Source organism: Bradyrhizobium sp. 27S5 (assembly GCF_037217225.1).
In the GTDB taxonomy this organism is placed as follows: Bacteria; Pseudomonadota; Alphaproteobacteria; order Rhizobiales; family Xanthobacteraceae; genus Bradyrhizobium; species Bradyrhizobium septentrionale.
This window is the reverse complement of record NZ_CP147714.1, coordinates 8687438-8712736: the sequence shown is the minus strand read 5'-3', so window position 1 is coordinate 8712736 and position 25299 is coordinate 8687438. Positions and strand designations below refer to the sequence as shown.

10 protein-coding genes and 1 pseudogene are annotated in these 25299 nt (G+C 62.7%); 6 read left to right on the top strand and 5 right to left on the bottom strand.

Annotated features, from left to right (window positions below):
* Positions 1–6: 6 nt before the first annotated feature.
* The 4 genes and pseudogenes from WDM24_RS40845 to WDM24_RS40830 all read right to left on the bottom strand — a co-directional run.
* Positions 7–228 (bottom strand): annotated as a pseudogene (locus tag WDM24_RS40845) (hypothetical protein); the annotation flags it as partial.
* A gap of 245 nt (positions 229–473) precedes the next feature.
* Positions 474–890: a hypothetical protein gene (locus WDM24_RS40840; RefSeq protein ID WP_338829715.1), complete on the bottom strand. Its 417-nt coding sequence runs from the start codon at positions 888–890 to the stop codon at positions 474–476.
* Positions 891–989: 99 nt separating this feature from the next.
* On the bottom strand, positions 990–3122 hold the full coding sequence (locus WDM24_RS40835) for a ParB/RepB/Spo0J family partition protein (protein ID WP_338829714.1): 2133 nt from the start codon (positions 3120–3122) through the stop codon (positions 990–992).
* A gap of 182 nt (positions 3123–3304) precedes the next feature.
* Positions 3305–4270, bottom strand: a complete 966-nt coding sequence (locus tag WDM24_RS40830; RefSeq protein ID WP_338829713.1) for an ArdC family protein — start codon at positions 4268–4270, stop codon at positions 3305–3307.
* Between the two features lie 259 nt (positions 4271–4529).
* On the opposite strand from WDM24_RS40830, the gene WDM24_RS40825 reads away from it, so the two are divergent.
* From WDM24_RS40825 to WDM24_RS40800, 6 genes are all read left to right on the top strand, one after another.
* Positions 4530–5750: an ATP-binding protein gene (locus WDM24_RS40825; RefSeq protein ID WP_338829712.1), complete on the top strand. Its 1221-nt coding sequence runs from the start codon at positions 4530–4532 to the stop codon at positions 5748–5750.
* A gap of 177 nt (positions 5751–5927) precedes the next feature.
* The gene (locus WDM24_RS40820; RefSeq protein ID WP_338829711.1) at positions 5928–11099 is read left to right on the top strand and encodes a DEAD/DEAH box helicase; all 5172 of its coding nucleotides are present in this window, start codon (positions 5928–5930) and stop codon (positions 11097–11099) included.
* Between the two features lie 4 nt (positions 11100–11103).
* Complete coding sequence (locus WDM24_RS40815; RefSeq protein WP_338829710.1) at positions 11104–13869, top strand: DEAD/DEAH box helicase; 2766 nt, start codon at positions 11104–11106, stop codon at positions 13867–13869.
* A gap of 3 nt (positions 13870–13872) precedes the next feature.
* Positions 13873–18705: an Eco57I restriction-modification methylase domain-containing protein gene (locus WDM24_RS40810; RefSeq protein WP_338829709.1), complete on the top strand. Its 4833-nt coding sequence runs from the start codon at positions 13873–13875 to the stop codon at positions 18703–18705.
* Positions 18695–20662: a hypothetical protein gene (locus tag WDM24_RS40805; protein WP_338829708.1), complete on the top strand. Its 1968-nt coding sequence runs from the start codon at positions 18695–18697 to the stop codon at positions 20660–20662. The genes WDM24_RS40810 and WDM24_RS40805 overlap by 11 nt, the downstream gene beginning before the upstream one ends.
* A 24-nt stretch (positions 20663–20686) precedes the next feature.
* Positions 20687–21484, top strand: coding sequence for an HNH endonuclease signature motif containing protein (locus tag WDM24_RS40800; RefSeq protein ID WP_338829707.1), 798 nt, complete (start codon positions 20687–20689; stop codon positions 21482–21484).
* A 4-nt stretch (positions 21485–21488) separates the two neighbouring features.
* Here WDM24_RS40800 and WDM24_RS40795 read toward each other — a convergent pair whose 3' ends face one another.
* Entirely contained in the window at positions 21489–25157 is a 3669-nt protein-coding gene (locus WDM24_RS40795) for an AAA family ATPase (RefSeq protein WP_338829706.1), read from the bottom strand.
* Positions 25158–25299 lie beyond the last annotated feature (142 nt).

Sequence of the window (25299 nt, the reverse complement as noted above, 5' to 3'; positions counted from 1 at the left end):
AGGGCCAGGCCAGGCCTGGCCGTCGTCCGCAGCAGCGACCGCTTCGGCGAGGTAGCCGGCGTCGCCTTCGACGACAGTAGGATCGGCGACCGGCGTCTCATCGATGACGGTGGCGCGCGAGACCAGCCCGTCCTCGACCTCGACGTGGACTGGCACGCGGTAGGCGAAGACGACGCGGCGGGGCTGTGTCTCCTTATCGGCCCGAGAGGGCGCGCCGTCCGGATGGATGCGATCGTCGTCGAACGCGACATCCTCGACCACAGGTTCGCGGCCGTCCGGATTGACCCGGTCGATAAAGGCGATGACGCCCTCGCGTCGCTCGTCAAACTCGACATGCTCGGGGTGTGCGGCCCACGTCATGGCCGTCGTCGCAGCGATCTTGGCTTTCTCGATCGCTTCGGCGTCGGCATCCGCCTCTACCGTGACGCTGTCGTAGGCGCGCAGCCAGAAGCCTATCTTCACGACATGCTCGGTCATGACGCGCCTCCCGCCGCTTGAGGATCAGGTTCGTCCGCAAGAATTGCCTCGCCTTTGGCGATCGCCGCATCCAGGCGCTGACGCCAGAACGGACCGTCGGCCGGTTCCGCGTTTGACGCGTGCGCGAAGACCTTGAGCAGGCCGAGCAGCACCTCGAAATGGTCGGCCCTGCGCTGGACCTGTTCGCCGAACTGCGACGGGATGCCGAGCGCCCTGCTGCGATAGGCGGCGTCGCGCCCGTCCCAGGCGCCGGTGACATAGGTGTGGCCGGAAGTCTCGACGTCGGATTTCTCGTCGTCCCAGCCCTCGTCCGCAATGGCGAGCGCACAGGCGGCGGCGAGGGTTTCCGCCTCATAGCTACGCTGCCGGTAGACCGGCAGGCGGTAGGTCGTTTCAATGGTGAACATGGGCATGCGGTCCTCCTGAAATGCAAAAAGCCCGGCGCGAAGGCCGGGCAGTCGGGTCGGTTGAAGGAAAAGCGACGCGGGACGGCCGAAGCCGCCCCGCGCGAGCTACTCGGCCGCGATGACCTGCCGCGCCTCGGCCTCGGCTTCCTCGTCGTCGCCGGCGAGGAATTCCGGCAGCGCCTCGCCGTCGTCCTCGGCTTCGGCGGTCTCGACAGCCGCGTCGTCCGCGGTGGCGATGCGCAGCGGCTCCGGCAGCCAGCCGGTGTCGGCCAGGAGCCGTTCGGCCTCCTTGGCCATGTCGGCCTTTTTCAGGTGGTCGATGAGCTGCGCCGCCCGTTCGCTGGCGCCTTCCTGCACCGCCTCGAGGATGCGGCGCTTGGGCACCCGGCCGAGATAGTTCTCGACAGTCGGACGCCAGCCGGCCTGCACCATGTCGAGATCGACGGCCTGGGCCAAGCGATCGGCCTCGGCAATCCGCTGTTCGACGGTGTGGGACGAGACGCCGGCGCCGTAGCGGTCGCCCTTCTCGTAGAGCGCGTTGACGCCGAAGGACGCGCAATGGGCGAAGAGCGTCGCCTGCTCGTCGCCGGTGAGGGTCGTGAGCCAGTCCCAGAGATCGGCCTTGTCTTTGGGCAGCCGGTCTTCCCAGGCCTTGTGACGCACGTCGATCGCCTTCGCCGCAGGGGTGTCCTTCAGCCCCTGGGCCTGGACCGGGAAGCTGGCGCTGCGCACGGACACCTCCATCGCCGTGCCGTAGGAGAAGTAACGGGAGAAGACGTCGAGACAAAACTTGTGCAGCACGGCCTGGAACGCGACGGCGGGCGTTTTCGCCAGCTTTTCGCGGAGCGCCAGCGTCCGCTCCGCGGTCAGCTCGGTCACGAGGCGGTCGGGAAGCGGCTTCAGGTCCTCGTCATCCTCATCCTCCGGTCCGGCGACCTGTCCGCCGATGGTGATGACGGCGCGCTGAACCAGGGGCGCGTCGGGATCGACGCCGTGCGCTCCAGCCGTCGCGGGATCGGTCTCGCCGTCCTGCTCCGGCTCGCCTGCGGGCGCCTCGTCCTGCGGCCGGACGTAGCCACGATCGACCGACAGCGCTCCTTCGGCGTCGATGCTGACGAAGACGCCGGCGCGGGCGATGGCGGCCGGATCATAGGTGACGGGCCGATCGTCGAAGGCGGCCAGCGCCGCCTCAATCTCGCCGAGGCGTTCGTCCACTTCGTCCGGCAGCTCGTCGGCGCCGTCATACTCCTCCTCCAGCTTGGCGTATTCGGCGTTCAGCGCATCGATCGTCGCCTGCTCCTCGCTGGTGAGATCGATGGTGACGCCCTCCAGTTCGCGCAGGCCGTGGGTGTGGCCGTAGGGGAAGTCGATGGCGACCTCGATCCATTTCCAGCCCTCGGCGGCGATCGTCTCCGCCTCGGTCTTCAGCTTCTCGGCGACCAGGCCGTCCAGCAGCGCGATGTCTTCGAGCCAGCCGCCATCATCGGACTGGAACAGGTCGCGCAGCACCACGCCGCCGGCAGCCTCATAGGCGTCGAGACCGACGAACACCGCCCGCCGGTCGGAGGCGCGCACCGTCTTCTCGGTCAGCATGCGGCGGATCTGATAGGGCTCCTTCTGCCAGGAACCGGAGATCGCCTGCCAGACCTGCTCCTGGCGGGCATGGTCTGCCGTGACGGTGAAGGCCATGAGCTGCTCGAGCGACATGCCATCCTCGGCATAGATATCGAGTAGGGTTGGCGCGACCGACGCCAGGCGCAGGCGCTGCTTCACGACATTCACACCGACGAAGAACGCCGCAGCGATGTCCTCCTCGGAGCGCCCCTTCTCGCGCAAGGCCAGGAAGGCGCGGAACTGGTCGAGCGGATGCAGCGGGGCACGCTGGATGTTTTCGGCCAGCGAGTCGTCCTCACCGAGAATGTCGGTCGCGGGATCGCGGACCACGCACGGAACCGGCGCGGTCTTGGCCAGGCGCTTCTGCTTCACCAGCAGCTCGAGCGCGCGGTAGCGCCGGCCGCCGGCCGGGATCTCGAACATGCCGGTCTCGGCGCCCTCGGCGTCGAGGACCGGCCGGACATTCAGGCCCTGGAGCAGCGTGCGCCGGGCGATGTCCTCGGCCAGCTCCTCGATCGAGACGCCGGCCTTCACGCGCCGGACGTTCGACTGGCTGAGCACCAGCTTGTTGAACGGAATGTCGCGCGAGGACGACAGGGTTATCTTCTGAATGGCAGTAGCCATGGGGGTAGTCTCCGCGGCGGGCGGCCAAGAGACTCTCTCTCGACCTCCAACCCGCCGCGAAAACCGGCGCAGCCCTCTTCCTCTCGGAGGACCGCGCCGCAAAGCCGACGAACCAGAAAGGCACGAAGCCGGAAGCCCGCCTTCCCGCTTTTCCGGATTTCAGGGAGTTCGCACTCCGCAGATCACGCGGCCTCCTGCGCTGTGGGGCGGGTGGCGGCGTGGGCAGCGGCGCTCGCAGTTTCAGGCAGGAAGCCCAGTATCCAGTCCGCAGCCTTGCTAGCCTGTGAGGCGGCGCGCACGACAGCGCGGTTGTCCTCGCGCAGCACCTCGAGCCAGGAGCCGATGTAGTCCGCATGACGCACGGTCGGGACGATGCCGAGCGAGGCGCAGCAGAAGGCTGCATTCATCTCAGCTACCAACTCCTCGAACGCATATTTCTTGCTGCCGAATGTGCCCCCGAGATCGCGGCCGAGACGGGACGGATGGCCGCTGGCGTGTCCCAACTCGTGCAGGGCTGTGCGGTGCCAGTTGATCGGTTCGAAATAGGCCTGCGGCGGCGGGACCATCACGAAGTCGGGGCCCGGTGCGTAGAAGGCGCGGTTGCCGCCGATGCGGAAGTCGATTCCGGTCGCCCGGATCAGCGCCTCGACCCTGGGCTCGATCAAGCCGGGCAGCGGCGGTGGCGCGACGGCCGCAACCTCGTCCGGAAGGTTTTCGCATTGGGCGGCGTTGAAGACGGTGAACCGTTTGAGGAACGGGATTGCGGCCGCTTCCTCGCCGGTCTCGCGGGCGCGTCGCTTCTCGTCATCCGGCACAAAGCGGTCGGCATAGACGACGGTTGTGCCGTGCTCGCCCTTGCGCACATTGCCGCCGAGCGAGAGCGCCTGGCGGAAGGTCAGCCAGCTCTGGGCGGGGAAGCCATGCTCGATCACGGCGCCCCAGAGGATCAGGACGTTGATCCCCGAATACTGCCGGCCGGTGGCGGCATTCTTCGGCATGGCGAGCGGCGCCTTCGCCGCCGCCGTCCCCCAGGGCTGGACCCAGGGTACGCGGCCGGCCTCCAGCTCGGCGACGATCTTGCTGGTGATTTCATCATAGAGGTTCGCCCGGTCATGGCCGGGGCGCGCTGAAGCGGTCTTGCTGGACATCGCGGATCTCCGCGACGGGCGCCGGAGGCCTCTCCTCCAGTCCTCAACCCGTCACGGCGAATCCGGTCCGCACTCTCACTCTCGGGGCGTTGTGGGGTGTCCCCGCAGAAGGCGGCGGCCGAGACCTTGGCTCGACCGCGGGGGAAGGCCTTCCCCATCTATGCTTCCAGATCGCGGCCCAGAAACTTCCATTAAGCGGGCCGTTGACTTCCAATTAGCCGGGACCTATAGTTCCAATCGTCCGGGAATTGGGGTGGGCATGTTCGAACGGTTTGTGGAGCGGCGGGCCGAGGAAGCCCTTTCGGACACCCCGGTGGTCCTGATCGTGGGACCGCGCCGGGCTGGCAAGACCACGCTCGTCCGAAAGATGGGGGAAGCCGGTCGAACCTATATCACGCTCGACGATCAGACGGTGCTTGAGGCCGCCCAATCCGATCCGGCCGGCTTCATTCGGGGCTTGGACCGAGCCATCATCGACGAGATCCAGCGCGCGCCCGACCTGCTCCTGGCGGTCAAAAAGACAATCGATGAGGACTATCGCCCGGGTCGATTTCTGCTCACCGGCTCGGCGAATGTGCTGACCCTGCCGCGAATCGCCGACAGCCTGGCCGGCCGGATGGAAACCATCCAGATGCTGCCGCTGGCCAGGACTGAGATCGAAGGCCGGACACCGACCTTCCTGGAGCGCCTCTTCGAGGGGAAGATCCAGAGCCAGCGAGACGCGATCGTCGGCGATGATCTTGTCCAACTCGTCCTGCTCGGAGGCTTTCCCGAGGCGATCAGCCGCGAAAGCGAGCGGCGGCGGCAAGATTGGCTGCGATCCTATCTCACCTCAATCCTGACCCGCGATCTGCGGGACATCGCCGAGGTGGAGAAACTGACTGAGCTTCCGAAGTTTGTGCGGCTACTGGCCGAACACTCCGGACAATTGGTCAACTATTCGCAGTTCGGAGGCGGCATCAACGTCAGCCACAAGACCGGGCAGCGTTATGTGGGGCTGCTCGAACAGGTGTTCCTGATTGCGACCGTGCAGCCGTGGTTCACCAATTCGCTGAAGCGGATCGTCAAGACGCCTAAGCTCCATTTCCTCGATTCCGGCCTGCTGGCGACCGTGCGCGGGCTCACCTTCGACCGGGTCAAGGCGGATCGTGGGACGTTCGGCGCGCTGCTGGAGAGCTTCGTGTTCTCCGAGGCTCTGAAGCTCATGACGGCCTCGGACCTGCGGCTGACGCCTCATCATTTCCGGGATCGGGACATGCGTGAGGTGGACATCGTGCTGCAGCGCGATGACGGGATGATCGTGGGGATCGAGGTGAAGGCGAGCGCCACGGTCAAGGCCGGCGACTTCGCCGGCCTGCGGGCATTGGCCGAGGCTTGCGGGGACCGCTTTGCCTTTGGCGTCGTCCTCTACGACAGCACCGATGTCGTGCCATTCGGCGACAAGCTGGCGGCGGCCCCAATGTCGTGTTTGTGGGGGTGAGCGCTATGGGTCGGCACGGAGATGCACTGCGAACGAGGAGCCGGTTGGCAACCGAGTTCATTTCAGGCGGGCAACGCCTTCCCGATAGGGGTCTTGCGCCTCCCGCGCGACTAATCAGGCAGGCCAACCGGAATGGCAATTGTGGCATAATAAGAAATATGGGGGGCGAGACTGGCAATGAAGGCGTTTGAATTTGATCACCGTCTTATCGATGCTTACGCTCGTTTCTCGCGGTCGTTCAGCACTATTCGATCTGATGACCTGAAGTCTGAAGTTGATCGCCAGTACGATGCCGGGCGTTTCTGGCCTGATGCTATGCTGTCTCTCAACCCAAAGTTTCTCGAGGGTCCAACCGTCGATGATCTGGTCGCCTCGGGCGATCTCGATGAAGCGACGGGCAGAATATTCCGGCTCGGGTCAGAGCCCCTGCGGTTCCATCGCCATCAGGCCCAGTCCATTGCCAAGGCGCAGGCGGGTCAGAGTTACGTGGTTACGACGGGGACAGGCTCGGGCAAGTCGCTTTGCTTTTTCGTACCCGTAGTCGATGCGATCGTTCGCGCCCGCAAGGCCGGGAAACCGCGCAGAACCAGTGCTATCTTCGTTTATCCGATGAATGCTCTGGCTAACAGCCAGATCAACGAGATCGAGAAATTCATCGCGCAGTCGGGCCTGCCGACCGAGCTTAAGCCGGTTGTGCGTCGCTACACCGGCCAGGAAAGCCAGGAGGATCGGCAGCGAATTGCAGACGCCCCGCCGGACATTCTGCTGACCAACTTCATGATGGCCGAACTTCTGCTTACGCGGCAGGACCCGCTCGATACAAAGGTTATAGAGAATGCGAATGGACTGAATTTCATCGTTCTTGACGAACTGCACACCTATCGGGGCCGCCAGGGCGCCGATGTCGCGATCCTCGTTCGTCGTCTTCGCAACCGATGTACACCAGACAAGGCACCTATCTGCATCGGAACCTCGGCCACGATGGCAAGCGAAGGATCCGATATCAATCGCGCTGAGGCCGTGGCGAATGTTGCGTCGCGCCTTTTCGGGACCCCCATCGGGCCGGAATCCGTCATAGACGAGTCGCTTCGACGGGCGACGGATGATCGGCGGAAGCTCGACGATGTGCGGCGGAAGCTTGCGCCTGTCCTGACATCCGTACTTCCAGCGGAGCTGACAGATGAGGTTCTGAAAGAACACCCGCTGGCGGTTTGGACCGAACTGGCGATTGGCCTGGAGGACGCACAGGAGCTCAAGCGCAAGAAGCCGATCCCTTTTGAAAAGGCCGTAGCGCTGCTTTCAAAAGACAGTGGCGTCGACGTCGAAACCTGCCGAAGCGGGCTCGAGGCATTCCTGACGCGCGTCAGCCTCCCGGAAACTGAGCGTGGCGGCTCGGGAACCGGCGCATTCTTGGCGTTCAAGCTCCATCAATTCATCTCGGGCGCTGGCGAGATTTTCACTACGCTGACTGGCCAACCCAGGAATGTGCTGTTCGAAGGTCAACTCGAAGATCCAAGTGCCCCGGGCCACCGCCTATATCCCACCCGCTTCTGTCGAGAATGCGGACATGAGGTTCACGTTATTACGAAGACCGAGGATGCCAAAGGCACCCTGTTTCTGCCCAGGAGCATCGATGATGCGCCGCTCGACGATCAAGAGGGAGAAACGGCAGGCTACCTGACCACCACGGGCGACAGCGATCCCGAGTACGTCTTTACAGGCGAGATCGAAACGTACCCCGAGGACTGGCGCGAAGAGCGCAACGGCGTCGAGCGACTCCGAGCGAACAGGAAACGCAGGGTGCCCCAGATGATCACGGTGGCCCCGGACGGGCGCTGCGATTCAGCGGGGAAAAGCTTTTGGTTCATACCGGGTAAGTTTGGTTTCTGCCCGTGCTGTCTCGACCAGCCGCATCCCAACATGCGCGAGCGCACCAAGCTCACCGGGTTGTCGGGTGAGGGCCGCAGCTCGGCAACGACACTCCTCGTTTCGACCGCCCTGGAATGGATGAACGGGAACAACAGCGGCGTTCCCAAAGAGAAACGCAAACTCCTAGGTTTCACGGACAACCGGCAGGACGCCGCCCTCCAGGCTGGCCACTTCAACGACTATTTGTTCGTCAGCCTACTGCGTGGCGCGATCCTGCGAGCGGTGCTGGACGCTGGCGACGATGGCCTAGCCGAAGACGAATTCGGTCTGCGGGTCGTGAAGGCGCTCGGATTTACGGCGGGCAATAAGGTCGCGCGGGTCCATTGGATGTTGGATCCCGAGGCGGGCGCTGTAGTTCGTGAGGACGCCCAACGCTCTCTCGCGAAGGTTCTCGCCCATCGGCTCTGGACGGATCTGCGTCGGGGATGGCGTTACACCAACCCGAGCCTCTCCGTCCTCAAGCTCATCGACGTTGCGTTCGTTGGGCTCGATGACATCGCGGAAGATACAGAGCGCCTCACGGCTATCTTGCCGGATTTCGGGACGCTCGTTGCGCCAGCGCGCAAGGCGATGCTGAAGCGGCTCCTCGGCGCCATGCTCGACGGCTTGGCCGTTGGGACGGAAGCGCTCGATCTGACCGTCCTCGACACCGTTGCTCAAAAATCCCGAAATCTCCTGCGCGTCCCCTGGGCCATCGACGCGAAAGAGACGCCGAGAAGCCGCACGACCCTATTTCTGCAAGCTCCGGGCAAGGACCGGGTTGGGCTACGGGAAGAACAGACGATCGTCCGCGCTGGGCATAATTCCCGTATCGGACGCCTCATCAATCGAAAAAGTATCATTGGGACCAAGCTTAGTAAGACAGACTACCTGACAGTCATGACGGGCCTGATGGAACTTCTGGCTCGCGAGGGGTTGGTGTCGCGCGTCGACATCGAGGCCGACCTGCAAGGTTGGCGTCTGTCACCTTCAGCGGTTCGGATCGTTCCCGGGGAAGCCATCACGACAGGAGCGGCGCAGGGCAACCGCTATTTTCACGATCTCTACAATGAGATCGCTGCCCATCTGAAGGCAGGCCATAGCAGCTATTGGGGACTCGAAGGCCGCGAACATACAGCCCAGGTTTCCCAGAGACAGCGCGAATGGCGCGAGTGGCGCTTCCGATTTGAGAAGGAAGACCGGGAGAATCTGACGAAGAGTGCCGCCGATCTCAAAGCGGCAGGAGAGTCGGAGCAGTTTCTGCCGGCCTTATTCTGTTCGCCGACCATGGAGCTCGGCGTCGACATCTCGGCGCTTAATGCCGTCTATCTAAGAAACGTGCCGCCGACGCCGGCGAATTATGCCCAGCGCGCCGGCCGTGCGGGCCGTTCCGGGCAGGCCGCAGTCATTGTGACCTATTGCGCCGCTCAATCGCCGCACGACCAGTATTTCTTCGAACGGCGCAATGAGATGGTGGCTGGTGTTGTTCGCCCCCCGGCGCTCGACATCACCAACGAAGAACTCGTGCGCTCACATCTGCATGCCGTCTGGCTTGCCGAAGCGAAGCTCGCTCTGTCTCCTGACATCCCCGACATCCTAGACTTGGCGCAGCCGGGCTCTCCGCTGAAGCAAGAGATCCACAACGTCATCGACCGGCCTGAGTTGGTGGTTGCGGCGCATTTCCCGATGAAGCGCGTTCTAGATCAGATTCTCGGCTCGGTGGCTGGCCGGAAACCGGTCTGGATGAGTGAGCCAGATGACTTCGTCTCCGCGGTCGCCCAGCGCGCGCCGCAGGAATTCGATCGCGCGTTTGGTCGCTGGCGGGAACTGTATAACTCAGCACGAATGCAGCTGATGGAGGCCAATGCTCGCTCCGAGATCACGGGCCTCTCGGGCGCGGACCGTCGTCGAATCAAAGCTGCGCAGATGCAGGCGAGCGACCAGATCACCATCCTGGAGCAGGGCAAGGCCACGAATGGCTCGGACTTTTACTCCTACCGCTATCTCGCGACGGAGGGCTTCCTACCGGGATATAATTTCCCTCGGCTGCCGCTGTATGCCTTCATCCCCGGAGACGGAAAAACTGGCTCGTTCCTCCAGCGCGCCCGCTTCCTGGCTATCTCGGAGTTCGGGCCGCGCAGCCTGATCTATCACGAAGGCCGCGCTTACAGAGTCATGAAGGCGAAGCTGCCGCCGGAAGTCCGAACGGGAGACGGGTCGGAGCTCGCCACCCGAGACATCTTCATCTGCTCGAACTGCGGCGCCTGTCATGACGGCGAGGTCGAGCGCTGCCACGCGTGCAATGCCCCGATGGCGGGCGAGATGCCAGTGCAGAGGACGCTCCGGATCGACAACGTGGAAGCCGCGCCCACAGAGCGGATCACGGCAAATGACGAAGAGCGCGTCCGGCAGGGCTTTGAGATTCAGACCGTCTTCTCCTGGCCGAAGCGGGACGGACAGGTCCAGATCACCGAAGCCGACTTTCGTTGCGAAGACACCTCGATCCTTAAGCTGCAATATGCCAACAGCGCCGAGATCAGCCGGATCAACAAAGGGCTGAAGCGCCGGGCGCAACAGACCAAGTTTGGTTTCTATATCGACCCGCGCAGCGGCTACTGGTCGAAGTCCGAAGACGAAGATCCAGATGTCGATGTGCCGCCGGATGTCCTCAGGCCGGTTCGGATCGTCCCCATTGTCCGCGACCACAAGAACGCGCTTCTCTTCCGTTTCAACGAGCCTACGGCCTACGCGCCGAAGACCATTGCGACGGTTCAGCATGCCCTCATGAGGGGGATCGCTGTCGTCTTCCAACTGGAAGAGGGCGAGATACTTGGCGAGCCATTGCCTGCCCGCGACAACCGCCGCGCTGTCCTGGCCTACGAAGCCGCAGAGGGTGGCGCCGGGGTGCTGAACCGTCTGATCGAGGATCCGCAGGCCCTCGGTAGAATCGCCCGAGAAGCGCTGATCCTCATGCATTTCGAGAAGGTCGACGAAGCGATCTCGGCGGGAGATGCCAAGCTGCTTGTCACCCACGATGGGGAAGCCTGCGTCCGCGGGTGCTATCGCTGCCTGCTCTCTTATTTCAACCAGCCTGATCATGAGCTGATCGACCGAACGAGCGATGAAGCGAAGCAGATGCTGATCGATCTGGCGCGGGGCGAGGTGGTGCTCGCGGTCGCGCCTGGCCGGTCGGCCGAAGGTGGTGGGTGGGCGAGCGCCTTCAAGGAGATGGGGCTTCCGGCTCCCGACGCCTGCACTGTCAGCTTCTCTAATCAGGAGATGAGCTTCGCCTGGCGCAGTCATTTCGTCGCCGCTTGCCTCACGCCTCTGACCGAGGCAACACGCGAGGCGGCGGAAGCCAAGGGCTGGACGCTGTTCGAGTTGCCGGGAACGGTTACTGCGGGTGTGCCCCATGCGTTGATCTCGATGTTCGGGGGATGACCTGATGACAGTGAATTTTGCTCCCGGAGATCTGGTGCGCGCCCGCGGGCGCGAATGGGTGGCTCTGCCGTCCCCGCAAGACGGCGTTCTGGCTCTCCGCCCACTCTCGGGTGCTGAGAACGACGCGGTTGTCCTCGACCCGGCGCTTGAGATCCTCCCGGTCGAGCCTGCAAGATTCGATCTGCCTGCCAACGCCGCCACAACCGTTCAAGCGAAGGCCGCGCTCCTCGCGGATGCGATGCGTCTGACACTGCGCCGTGGCGCGGGTCCTTTCCGGTCTGCCGCACAGCTCGCCTTCGAGCCTCGGACATACCAGCTTGTCCCGTTGCTGATGGCCCTTCGCCTGGCGGTGCCTCGCCTGCTCATCGCGGACGACGTTGGCATCGGCAAGACGATTGAGGCCGGCCTGATCCTGCGCGAGCTGATGGATCGGGGCGAGGTGGATGCGTTCTCGGTGCTCTGCCCGCCGCATCTGGTCGAACAATGGGTGGGAGAGCTGAAAGCGCGCTTCGGGATCGAAGCTGTGGCGGTCACGTCGGGTACGGCGAGCAGGCTGGAACGTGGCCTGCCGCTCGCTCAGACCTTGTTCAATGCTTATCCCTTCACCGTCGTCAGCCTCGATTACATCAAGGCAGAGAAGCGCCGGGAGAGCTTCGCACGGGCCTGCCCAGATTTCGTTATCGTCGATGAGGCGCATGCCTGCGTAGGCACGCACAAGGGTCGGCAGCAACGCTTTGAGCTTCTTTCGGGGCTCGCCCGGAATCCGGATCGGCGGTTGATCCTTGTGACCGCGACGCCGCATTCCGGGGATGAAGACGCCTTCGCGCGCCTTCTCTCCCTGGTCGAACCATCATTCACGTCGATGACCTTCGAGGACGCTCGCTACCGGGAGCGTCTGGCGCGGCACTTCGTCCAGCGGCGCCGGATCGATCTCGTCTCGGGCGATTGGAACGAAGACCGCGCCTTCCCGAAGCACGAGACAACGGAATTTCCTTATCGTCTTTCTTCGGCACACCTCGAATTCCAGGAAACTGCACTCGACTACTGCCTTGGCATCGTTTCCCGAGCAGTATCCGGACAGCGGGAGCGACGCCTGGCCTTCTGGGGCACGCTGGCCCTGATGCGTTGTGTCGGCTCTTCGCCGGCGGCGGCTATGAGCGCGCTCCGGAACCGTATGTCCAACGAGAGCGACCGCCTCGAGCCGCATATCTATGACGACGACGGCGACGACGAGGACGCGGTTGATATCGAACCGGGTACAGCCTTCGACGTCGATCCGGCGCTTCTTGCCTTGGTCAAGCGCGCAGAGGAACTGGCCCGCAAACTCGATCCGAAGCTGACCGCTTTGGTCGATGCCCTGACCCCTCTCATCAAGAAAGGCGCCAATCCCGTCGTCTTCTGTCGCTATCTGGCGACCGCTGAACATGTCCGCGACGGCCTGCGCAAGGCCTTCCCAAAGCTGATCGTCGAAGCCGTGACGGGGGTTCTTACGCCTGACGAACGCCGCGACCGCGTGGCCGACATGGCGTTGGCGGATGAGGAAAAGCAGGTCCAGCGCATCCTCGTAGCCACCGACTGCCTATCCGAAGGGATCAACCTGCAGCAGCTCTTCGATATGGTTGTCCATTACGACCTGTCGTGGAATCCGACCCGACATCAGCAGCGCGAAGGCCGGGTCGATCGTTTCGGCCAACCGGCGGAGCTTGTCCGCTCGATCATGATGTTTTCGCCGGACAGCGCGATCGACGGCGCCGTGCTCGATGTCATCCTTCGCAAGGCCGAGGAAATCCGCAAGGCGACGGGCGTGACCGTTCCGCTTCCCGATGAACGGGGGCCCGTGACGGACGCGCTGATGGCGTCGATGATGTTGCGCCGGGGAGCGCCCCGCCAGCTTACGCTCGATCTGCGCCTCGACGACGGCGTCAGGATTATGGAGACGCAGTGGCGCGACGCCGCGGAGAGCGAGAAGAAATCCCGCGCGCGGTTCGCCCAGAACGCAATGAAGCCGCAAGAGGTCGCCCCGGAATGGGAGAAAGTCCGCACGCTGCTGGGTTCTCCGGCGGATGCGAGGCTCTTCGTCGAACGGGCGATGGCACGCTTTGGTGTGCCGCTCGAAACTCGGAAAACCGTGCTCGTGGCTCACGTCAATGCGCTTGAGCCCGGCTTGCGTGAGCGGCTGGCCGAGCACAATCTGACTGGATCTGTGCGTCTGGCAGCACTCGAGCCGGCACCCTCGGGCGCGGCGCTTCTGACCAGGACACATCCCCTGACCGCCACGCTTGCCGAAGCACTGGTCGAGGCTTCGCTTGATCCCGACACCCTGTCAGGTCTCGGCATCGGCCGGGTCGGCGCTTGGCCAACCGCCGCCGTGCAGCAAATGACTCGTGTTGCCCTGCTCCGTGTCCGCTTCAAGCTGACCGTCCATGCCCGCAAGGAACGGTTGCTGCTGGCGGAAGAGGCAGCGCTCGTCGCGATCGAGGGCGGTCGGATCGTAGCGATTGACGAGGCCGCCCGGGAACTGCTGAACGCACCGGCGATGGCCGATTTGGCGCCCGTCGCACGCGACAGGTTCATCGCGAAGGCGAAGGAGGATCTGCCCAGAGTGCTGGAAGGACCGATCGCCGAATTCGTCCGATTGCGCGAGCAAGAGCTAATGGGAGACCATGCACGGCTCCGCGCCGCGTCGGGTTCCGCATCGCGCGTTACTGTGGAGGCCGTGCTGCCGCCCGATGTGATCGGCCTGTTCGCGCTGATGCCGGGTGAGGCCTGAGCCATGGCGCGCAAGCCCGTCACCGACGTATCCGCCTGGCCTTCGCTCACGCTCGAAGGCAACCTCATCGCACCGGCGATGGTCGCGAGTATCGACCGCAGACAAGCCTCCGAGCAGACGGAGGAAGACTACCGGATCCGCAAGGGACTGACGATCCGCGAGGAGATCTCGACTGCCTTCCGCGTCGGCCAGTCCCATTTCGACGGGTTCGCAAAGTTTGAAAAGCCCTCCGTTGAAGCAACCCGTCGCTTTGTGCGTGATTTCCTCAAGGAAACTTTTGGCTTCGACGATCTGGGCCCGGCTGACGGAGTTGTCTCTTTCCTTGCCGGCGGCTGTGTCCCTATCGTCGTCGTGCCGCCTTCCGACGAAAAGCTCGATAGGCGCAGCCCGACGCTCTCTACCGATCGTTCGCGCTCCGCGGCTTTCGCGCTTCAGGACTATCTCAACGACAGCGACCACGCGCTGTGGGGCCTAGTGACGAACGGGGCCGTTATTCGCCTTATGCGCGACAATGCCTCGTTGACCCGGCCGGCATATGTTGAAGCCGATCTCGCGCAAATTTTCACAAATGATGACGCGGCTTCTTTCGCCGTTCTCTGGTCGTTGATTCACCGGACTCGGTTCGGCGCTGCTGGCACCCCTGTGACCGACTGCGCGCTCGAACGCTGGCGCGAGGCCGGCTCACGCGAAGGGGAGGCTGTCCGCGACCGGCTGGCGGCCCAGGTCGAGACGGCGCTCAAACTGCTCGGCTCTGGTTTTCTCGAAGCCAACCCCGATCTCGCTACCCGGCTGAAATCCGGCGAGGTGAACCTGACCCAATGGTTCAATGAGCTTCTACGCCTAGTCTATCGGCTGATCTTCATCATGGTGGCTGAGGATCGGAACCTCCTCCATCCCGAGACGGCGAAGCCGGAGTCGCGCAAGCTTTACGTCGAAGGCTACAGCCTCACTGCACTGCGTGCGCAGTGCGTCCGTGCGACCACTTGGGACAAGCACCACGACCGCTACGAAGGCATTAAGGTCGTCTTCCAAGCTCTTGCCCACGGTCAGGACGTGCTCGGCCTCCCGGCCCTCGGCGGGCTCTTCAGCAGCGACGTCCTGCCGCATCTGGAAACCGCCCGCCTGCGCAATCGCGCCTTCATGGAGGCGCTCTATCGGCTGGCGTGGCTCTCCGACAAAGCCGGCGTGGTTCCGGTGAACTGGCGCGCGATGGAAACCGAGGAGCTGGGATCGGTCTACGAATCCCTGCTCGAACTCCAGCCGCAACTGGGTGACGACGGTAAGACCCTCCTCTTCGCTTCTGAAGTCGCCGAGCAGCGGGGCAACCAGCGCAAGACGACGGGCTCTTACTACACACCGGATAGCCTGGTGCAGCTATTGCTCGATACCACTCTCAACCCGGTGCTGGACGAGCGGGAAGCCCAAGCGGCCGATCCGGCCGAAGAGCTTCTGAAGCTGACCGTAATCGATCCCGCCTGCGGGTCGGGCCATTTCCTGCTTGCGGCGGCGCGGCGCATCGCCACCCGTGTCGCCCGGCACCGTGCCGGTGGAATTCCTTCGGCCGCCGATTTCCGCCATGCGTTGCGCGAGGTGGCCTGCCGCTGCCTTTATGGCGTGGACCGCAACCCCATGGCGGTCGAGCTGACCAAGGTGGCGCTCTGGATCGAAGCTCTGGAACCGGGTCGCCCGCTCGCTTTCTTCGACGCACAGATCCGCTGCGGCGACAGTTTGATCGGCGTCTTTGGCCGATCGATGCTGCGGGTGGGATTACCTGACGAGGCCTACAAGCCGCTGACCGGCGACGATAAGGAACTCTCCCGCCGCTACTCCCGCCTAAACAAGGAGCAGCGGGATCGGGCAAAAGGTCATCCGCAACTGTTCCGGAACTGGTCGCCGCCTGAAATTCTGACTGAGCGGGATCACAGGCTGAGGGAGATGGCGCAGGACGATCTGGCGAGCGTTGAGGCAAAGGCACTTGGCTTTGCAGACATGCGCGCATCGGACGATTGGCAGAGTCTGAAGATCGCCAGCGATCTTTATATCTCGGCTAATTTTTACATGGCGGCATTCTTCATGCCGAAGGCCGCCAGCGCCGGCGGCACGGACTCCATGCCGCTTACCGAACATGTGTGGCAAGCCGCCGGCGGCAATGCGCCTGCCGAGCATCTGCAACAAGGCGCAAGACTGACGTCTGAGAAAGTAAACGCCTTCCATTGGTTCATCGAATTTCCCGAAATCATGGAGCGCGATGGCGGCTTCGATGTTGTCGTCGGCAACCCGCCATGGGAGCGGATCAAGCTTCAAGAGCAGGAGTTCTTCGCCGCTAGCTCGCCAGCGATCGCCAGCGCCCCCAACAAAGCGGAACGTCAGAAGCTGATCAATGCCCTAGAGAAGGCCGACTTCGGCAGCGCGGACGGTCGCCTGTGGCGGGATTTCGTCTTCGCCAAACGCACGGCGGAAGCGGCGAGCGAATTCGCGCGTTCTTCGGGCCGCTATCCGCTTACAGGCCGGGGCGACGTCAACACCTACGCGCTTTTCGCGGAGCTTTTTTCGAACCTCGCGAGACCCACTGGCCGAGCCGGAGTGGTCGTACCAACAGGGATAGCAACCGACTCTTCCACATCCGAATTCTTCGGCCATCTGGTTAAAGGCCGAAAGCTTCAATCTCTGTTCAGCTTCTATGAAATTAGGGGATGGTTCAAAGGCACGGATGACAGAAAGTCATTCTGCATAATTTGCGTGGGTGGTGAGGCGAAAGCGGCAACATTCTGTTTCGATATCAAAGATATTGCGGAAATCGATCACTATGAGCGCGTGTTCGAACTCACGGAAAACGAAATCGCGCGCATAAACCCCAACACGAAAACCGCGCCGGTTTTTCGCTCCCGCGCCGATGCAGAGCTGACGGCGAAGCTCTATTCCCGCGCGCCGGTAATGATCGAGGAACGATCTGAAGAAGAGGGCGGCAACATCAATCCATGGGGTATCGCTTTCCAGACGATGTTCCACATGTCTAGCGACTCCGGGTTCTTCCGCACGCCGGCGCAGATGGAGGGTGAGGGCTGGCGCTGCGAGGGAGTAGATTGGGCCCGAAAGACCGCTGCGGGCATCGAACGCCGCGTTCCGCTCTATGAAGCCAAGATGATTCACCACTTCGATCACCGTTGGGCAACCTATGGTGTTGGCACCAGCGACGATGAAGAGAGTGCCCGCGACTGCACGCTCGCTGAAAAGCAGAACTCGGATTTTGAGCCATCGCCGCGTTATTGGGTTCCCGAAGAAGAGGTAGCCTTGCGCGCCGCTCGCGTGCCCTCGGCGCTGAAAAGTGCTGTCAGACAGTCGCGTGAAAGCGGGAGGCGACGGCGCACGGCGGACGGTGATCTTGAGGAGAACAGCCGTTCGGCTGCGCTCAAAGCGCTGGCCACTTGGATTGCCGGTGCCATTCCCTCTGTCGAGGGACGACCTGCGCGGGAGCTGGATCTGTTTCGCTTTCTCGGTCGTGGTCAGGACTGGCGCGGCTCGTTGAAGGCGTCACCCGAACGCTTCCTGCTCGATCCCAAGACGCTAGCAGGCGGCGTTGAGATGCAGCGTGAGATGCCGCTGACAGCGTCTGATCTCGCCCTTCTCGCCGAAGGGCCGAACGATGCGCTCGCTCTTGCCGAACAACTGATTGTCGCCAAACAACCTCGTTGGCTATTGGGTTGGCGGGATATTGCGCTCCGGAGTGTCGAGCGCACGGTGATAGGCGCTGTTTTCCCGAAAGTGGGTATCGGGAACAATTTGCCAATTTGGTATCCGGGGCATTACATCAACGCAAGGCAAGCAGCCGCTTTCGTTGGAATGCTTACGAGCATGACCTTCGATTTTACCGCCCGGCACAAGATCGGCGGCACCCATCTCAATTTCTTTATAGCTCAGCAACTTCCTGTTCTGCCGCCGTCCGTCTTTTCGGAGAACGACTTAGAATTCGTTCGTACTCGCGTGCTCGAACTGACCTATACCAGCCGCGCCCTGAAGCTATGGGCGGAGGATCTGGGATATTCAGGCGCTCCGTTCACTTGGAACGAGGATCGCCGGGGCGGATTGCGCGCCGAACTTGATGTCTTCTTTGCCAGGAAGTACGGCCTGACCGAAGAAGAGCTACAATATGTTCTGGACCCGGCCAAGGCCAAGGGCCCAGGCTATCCGTCGGAAACTTTCAGAGTGCTGAAGGAAAGAGAGATCCGCCAGTTCGACGAATACCGCACAGAACGCCTAGTGCTGAAGGCGTGGAAGCAAATGGACGCGGATCAGCCGTCCGATACGCTACCTGCACCCATCGCGCTACCCCCTCTCGTAGATCTGTCAGATGGTGCATGGGCATGGCCGGCAAGCATTCAACCTCGAGACCGACTCCGTTACGCAGCCCAGTACGCAATTTCGCAGATGGATCCGGCGAGCGACGGCACACGCGCGCGCTTCGTAATCGCCAGTCTTGCGGAGCCGACACTGCTCACGCCTCTGTTGGCGACTAGCGACCGGAGTCAGTGGATCAGGCTCGTCGGCCCGGAGGCGCAACCGACGCAAGGCGCGATCCGGCTACGCCCGGCCATCAATGCGGCGTGGCGATCGATGTTCGAGACACTGATAACTTCAGGCCAACTGGAGGAGCGGGCCGACGGGGCGTGGACGCGGGGGCAGCATTTCAACCCTGCCGGATTGCAGGCGCAGTCTGCCGATGCCCAGCGCACCGCGTTTGCGATCCACGCCATCCGGGGCATCGATATTGGCACCCTAGCCGCGGCCGTTGGGCAGGAGGACAACGTCATTTGGGCGAGGTTCGGACATGCCGGCTGATCTGTTCGCTCCGGCAATGCACCTGCCGGAGGCACCGGCAGGCCGGGCCGGTCCTCGCCTTTGGGCCCGTCGCCTGGCCATTTTCAGCGATCCGAGCACCATCATCCGCGACGTGTCGTTGAAACCCGGCCTCAACATCGTCTGGACGCCGGATATGTCGAGCAGCGGAAGCCGGGCTTTGGCTCACGGCAGCGGCAAGACAACCTTCTGTCGTCTGCTTCGAGCTTGCCTCGGGGAGCCCGCCTACGCGACGGACGCTCAGCGATCGCGCATCTTTGCGCGGCTTCCGAACGGCTTGATTGCGGCCGAGCTTCTGATCGATGGCGTGTGCTGGGTCGCTATTCGTCCCTTGGGGCTTCCGGGCGGTGAGTTCGTCGTTCAAGTCGCGTCTATCGAAGATGCCATCGCGCGGGGGCGTCGTGACGGCGATCAAGCATTCATTGACCCCTTGGTGATCGAAGCCTTTTTTCCGATGATTGCGGGAGCCACGCCCCCCGAAGTCAGCCGCGAGCAGGTCTGGGATGTCCTTCGGGCCTGGTTGACGCGCGATCAGGAGTGCCGCCTTGCCGACATTTTGGCGTGGCGGTCACCGCAGACGCAATCTCGTTCCCGCGCGCAGGTGCTGGGTGAAACAGCCAAGCTGACTATAGTGCGCCTCGCATTGCGTGCGCTTGACGCAGAGGAACAGACGGCCGCCCTCCGCGAACGGGGGCTCGTGGCCGCCGCAGAAGATGAGCGGCGGCGCCAAGCTTACCAGCAACAGCGATATCTTGATGGGCTGAAGGTCGTACGGGCAGCATTGAATGCCGGCGAGGACCTGGGCTTCGATGACACCATCGATCAGAAAGGACTGGTTTCGCTGGCGGAGGTGGCACTGACCCAGGCGATGCGTGCCGATTTGCCAAAACCGCCCGATGTTGGCTCGATATTCGCTCGACTGAACGCGCTTAACGACGAACGCCGAGCATTAGAAACAAGCCAACAGGGGTCTGCGAAGGTGGCGGACGTCAAGCGGGGAGAAGCAGAGCGCTATCGTGCAGAAGCGAGTCTGGGCGAGATCGACATCACGCAGGGAGGAGTAAGAGTCTGCCCAATCTGCAGGGTGAGCCTGGACGAGACACTGGCCAAGGGTTGCGGGATCTCACTTGAACGGTGCGATCTGGCTGCGGTCAAGGCGGCGATTGCCGACAAAGTCGCCAAAGCAACGCAGTTAGCCGGAGAAGCGGATAGAGCCGCGCAGGAGGCAAAGAGGTACGAAGCGCTGATCAATCAGCTCAGTCCTCGTCAACAAGCACTCGAGGCGGAGGCGAGGAACGCTGATACGGCCAGTCGCGCAGCTCAAGCCGCGGCGAAAGATGTCCAGGATCGGATTTATCGGGCAAGGCGCGTACTCGACGATGTGCGATCGCTTCGCGAAGTGGAGGCAGCCGCAAAGCCCGCGCCTCCAGCTACCGCTGCGCTTGACGCGGTTCGCGCGCAACTCGAGGCGGGGCGTTCACGAGCTCGCGCGGCGATTCGGACTTTGGAGGAGAGATACCAGGGGATCATGGCCGCTTGGCTCCCCGATGGGATCGAGGGGACCGTCAAGCTCGATGGCAACGGGTTGAGGGTCGACGCCCAATTCGCGGGACGAGGCGAGGTTTCGACGGCGGCTTTGGACTCCCTCAAAATTGTTGCCTTCGACCTCGCCGCCTTGCACATGGCCGTCGAAGAGAAGGCCGATCTGCCCGCATTCCTCGTCCACGACAGCCCGCGTGAGGCCGACTTGGATGGGCAACTCTACGAACGCCTCTTCGGCCTGCTGCATCAATGGGAGAAGAGCGTGGAAACGCCTTGCTTCCAATACATCGTCACCACAACGACAGCTCCACCCCTTGAGCTGCAGACCGACGGGCATGTCAGACTTCAAATGAGCTCGACGCCAGCGGCAATGCGGCTCTTCGGAATGGATCTCTGACCATGCACAGGCAGCGGGGATGCGATGGTTGAGGCTCCCCAGTCCTTCATAGTCCGCGAGGAATGTGAGAAGGCCGCTTCGCAGAACGGCTTTCGCCGCGTTCTGGGAGAAGAGGCAGGCTGGGCAGCCTTTGGCTCAACTACCGCGCAGGGTACAATTCATATCGCCGCCAAAGGGATGCAAGGGCCGTGGCTCCTTGCGTTGGACCATACCGGTGTCATCGCGGAACTTGGCCTGCCTTCGGCCGACGTGTCAGGCCCCGGACGTATTCGTCATGTCTTCGATGGCCTCGGCGCGCTCTATTCGGCGCTGCACCGCGTCTATGAACTTGCGATCAGCTTGCCGGATGCACCGCTACGGGAGTTCGAGGAGCGGGTCGCCGGGTTGCCCCGGGCGACCGAAGTTGAGCGGCTGGTCATCCAGAGGATTGGTCAGGACATCTTTCGCACCCGCCTGATGGACTATTGGCAGGGGCGCTGCCCCCTCACTGGAATTTCCGACCCGGACCTTCTGCGCGCCTCACACATCATCCCTTGGAGTGAGTGCGGAAGCGACGCCGAACGGCTCGATGTGCGCAACGGCCTTCTCCTATCTGCTCTATGGGACGCCGCATTTGATGCAGGGCTGGTCAGCTTCGGCAATGATGGGGAGGTGATTGCGTCGCCACGCCTTACTGCCGTCGCGGCCGGCGCCCTCAATTTGCAATTTGGCGCAAAGCTCAGCGGTCTTACCGAAGCGCATCAAGAGAATCTTGCGTGGCACCGGACGAAATATGGCTTCGAGATCGCGAAGAGTGTGCGCGAGCCCGCAGGCCATGCTTGAGGGGCTAGACACCGTCCTTTATCTTCGTAATGAGCGCCGTGATCTGGTCGGTCTGAATTCCCCCAAACTCCTCGGTCGTAATGAGGATCCCGTTCGGACCGCCCCCTTCATGCTCCAGCAGAATGCCGTTTTTGCGATACCATTGGAGTTTCAGCGCCCACTTCCGGTCATATTCGGCGTCCCCTTTCATGCCGAGATGTTCCCAGTACCAGACGTTGCCGGTCTCAGCGTCCTCGATGGTGAAATCCGGATATCGTCGGCTGCCGTCCGAGACGACGAGCGGGCGCTCATAGGCGTATTCAAGACCGGCGGTTTGCAACTCGTTGGCGATGATCACTTCGGATTTCGAGATCATCAGTTCGCCGCGGCGTGAGCGGTGAATATGTTTGCCATCGAAAATCTGCGTGCCAACCACGATCGGTCGCGGCGGCCCGAACAGATTGGTAAGACGACGCGCCGCGTCGGACAGGTGCCGGAAGTCGACGAGCCGGTGCGGATCGCCCTGGCACAGGATTACGAGCCGTCGACTTTGACGGGTCAGCGCCGTGTAGAGAAGCTCTCGGGAGAGAATCCTGCAAGGATTGGGTAGAACCACGAACACAGTGTCGAACTCGCTGCCCTGCGCCTTGTGGACGGTCAGTGCGTAAGCCAGCTCGAGCAGGCTGCCGTCTTCGCCGAGATCGCTCGGCCAATAGGTATATTCGAAGCCGGGCTGCGAGGAGAAAGTGACGTGGACGTTGTTTAGGTTTGTCTTTTTACCCTTCTTTCTAAAGGGGCCCGTCGCGATGCCAATCTCGCCGTTTGCGACGTAGCAAAGCGGAGCGTTCCCTTCCGAGTCCGCCTCTGGATAGACCGAGGTCCTTCTATGGTTCCCAAGGTTGATCACCTTGTCTCCATAGATGATCCCGTCATTGCCCATCGGTGGTGAGACCTTCGCGTAGCGACGATCGGCCAGTTCGGCGGCCTTCCGGATTTCGCCACGAAAGTATTTCTGCACGAGTCGGTTGGTCAGCAGTGTGCCAGCGGCGTCGCCGCGCAGCGGTGACAAGATCTGCCATTTGTCGGCGGCGGGCCCGGAGGACCAAAAGTTGAAATAGACATGCGCGCCGCTGCGCGTGCCTCCGAGTGCAAGCTCGGAGAAAGACGCCTCACGATCGGCCGGGTCGATGCAGAGTTCCTCCGCCATGATCTGAGGAAGGAGTGATGCGAGGTCAGAGGGGGACGACCACAGGCAGAGGCGTAGATGGTCTCCGTTATACCCGGTGTAAAGGTGCGAAATGATCTCGTCGCTCGCGGGTCCCGACGCGCGCCCGCTGAACAAGTCGGCAAGCTCCAGGTCCTTGCGATCGGCGCCACGTTGTCGGCTACCGACGGTTAGCTCCGCGTAGCCGGGCGCAACCCTTGGCGTTCCTGGGGCGACGGTTTCCGGGGCGAGTAATGAAACGATATCCACGAACGGTCGACCCGCGCCGATTGGCGGTAACTGGCTGGGATCGCCGACTAATATAATACGGTCGACTGAGCTCAACGCGTCGATGAGCGCGGCAAACTGCTCTTCGGTCAACATCGACGCCTCATCGACGATCACCGTCTTGTGCCCTGAAGAGCGCTCCAGATCACCAATCACGTGGTAGCTTTGTGTTGCCTCGCGATATCGCCGTGGCCGCAGAAATTGGGCGAGGGTCTTGGCCGAAATCCCGGTTTGCGTCTGAAGCCTGACGCGCGCTTTGCCTGTCGGGGCGAGTAACAGCACGCCCGCGTTCTTGATCGGATCCGCCTGGCAGAGAAACCGGAGCAGAGTGGTTTTTCCGGTGCCGGCGGCGCCGATCAGGACCGATAGCCGGGACGCCGCAAGCTCACGAAGCGCGGCCGCCTTCTCGTTGCGGCCTTGGTCCTCAAGCGACCCCTTGGGCGCGGAACCTGGCAGATTGTTGTCAAGCGTGGCGCGCCAATCGACGGGAACGTCAAGGCGTTTGCCTTGTCGTACGCGCTTGATGACCGTTCGCTCAATAAGCGTTCGCGTCGCCGCGAGGCGGTCAAGCTGGAATGCGGGGGCGCCATCAGCAAGCGTACAGTGTTCGATCTGCGGCTTGAGCGCCTCGCCGTGAATCTCGAAATGATCGGTTGTCGCTGCGAGTGGAGGCTCGATCGCGAGGGCCTTAACCGCGGCGAGGACCATGTCGCGACCCAGGAGCGTATGCCCGTCGTTGGCGGCATCTTCGAGCACTGAGATGGTCGCTGCACGCAGACGCCTGCCGTCGACTGGTCCTATCATAGCCGATGGCGCCGAGACCGGATGGGCATCGAGCACGGCGGCCTGAGGGAAAACCGCCTGATCCACTGTGCGAAAGGCAATCGGGTCGACCTGGCCTCGGTCGCATTCGAACAGGAAATACGGATTGGTGACGATCTCATCGTCCAGAATCGGCTTGCCGAGATAGCTCAATTCCGCAGCGCTGCGCTCCGCTGGGTCCCACCAGCGCGCGGCCTGCTCCGATGATAGATTGACGCGGGCCAGTAGCTTGGCCAGCGTCCGGCGTTTGCCGCCTGCGTTTGAGTGCAGATAGTTCCAGATGTCCTTAAGCGCGGCAAGCTGCGGTGCCAGATCGCGCGGCGCCGTGGCCGGAGCCGCAACAAGTTTGCCAAGCGCGATCCAGGTGTCGCCGTTTTTGCCGGCGATCGACCACGCATGCTGAGCGAGCTGGTGGCCGTGCGGCACGCCGAGCGCTGTGAGAAGCGAGCCCAGTCCCGGATACGGCCCGCGAAGCTCCCAGAGCTCACCGAGTCGTTCGTCTATCCATTTCAGTTGTGATCCCCAAGCGCCGCCAAAGCGACGGCCGAAGGCCGTGAGCGCATCTTTCATCGCCAGCAGCGCTGAGATCGCAGTGCCCTGCGAGACCAACTCGCTCGCGTAGGAGAATTCCGGCCGATATTCGGGCGGCACGAAGGCGGTGCAGTCGCTTATGTCGAGCGCTGGGTCGGCCTCTGACAGCTTAAGCATCTCGTGCAAAGGTAGGAGAACGCCGCCCGATCCGTCGGGGCGCAAACTATGACAGACGCTTCGCTCCCACAAATAAGAGCGGATCTGGCTTGTGGCGCCGCTCTCATAATCCCACTCGCGCAAGTCGCCGATCGACGTCACCTTGGCGGCCCCAACAATGATCCACTGATCGTCGTCGAGCAGAGGCGTTCGCTTGGCGTAGAAGAAGACGAGGCTCTCCTTCGGCTTAATCGCCGAGAAGAAGGCGTCTAGCAGGCCCTGCTGGTTGCGATGGCCTTGGATCCAAGGCCGATCGTGAAGCCAGGCGGGAGCGTCAGGTTCATATTCGGGATGTGAGTCGATGCCCCAGCGCTCGGCCAGAGCGTTTGCGTCGATCGAGCCCTTCTTCCATTTTTCACCCCATGCCCGGTCCTTCAGAAGCCAGCCGAAGGGAGTGGCGGCCGCTGAAAAGGCGGGATGAAGAAAGAGGGTGTCGCGGATATGTCCATGATCATCGCTGGTTCGCGCATAGGCATGGCGGGCAAGACGATGCTGGGGTCTGGCCGACAGGAAGCTAACGCGCTCCGAAAAGCATGGCGGCGCTTCCTCGTGTGGCACCGAGTCGAGGAACTGGCCCGCATGCGGCTCTTCGATCTCGTCCCTCTTTGCGGCACCGATGCGATTGAGCGCCAAGCAACTCGAGTTCTGTCCCGGCGCACGGCAGACTGTTCCGTCCCAACCGGCATCATGCCATGGCACTCGGACGGACAGGTGGCTTTGCGGCACGCGTGGTATTAGTTTTGCCGTCCCCATTTTCGCTCCCCACAGTTCCCCT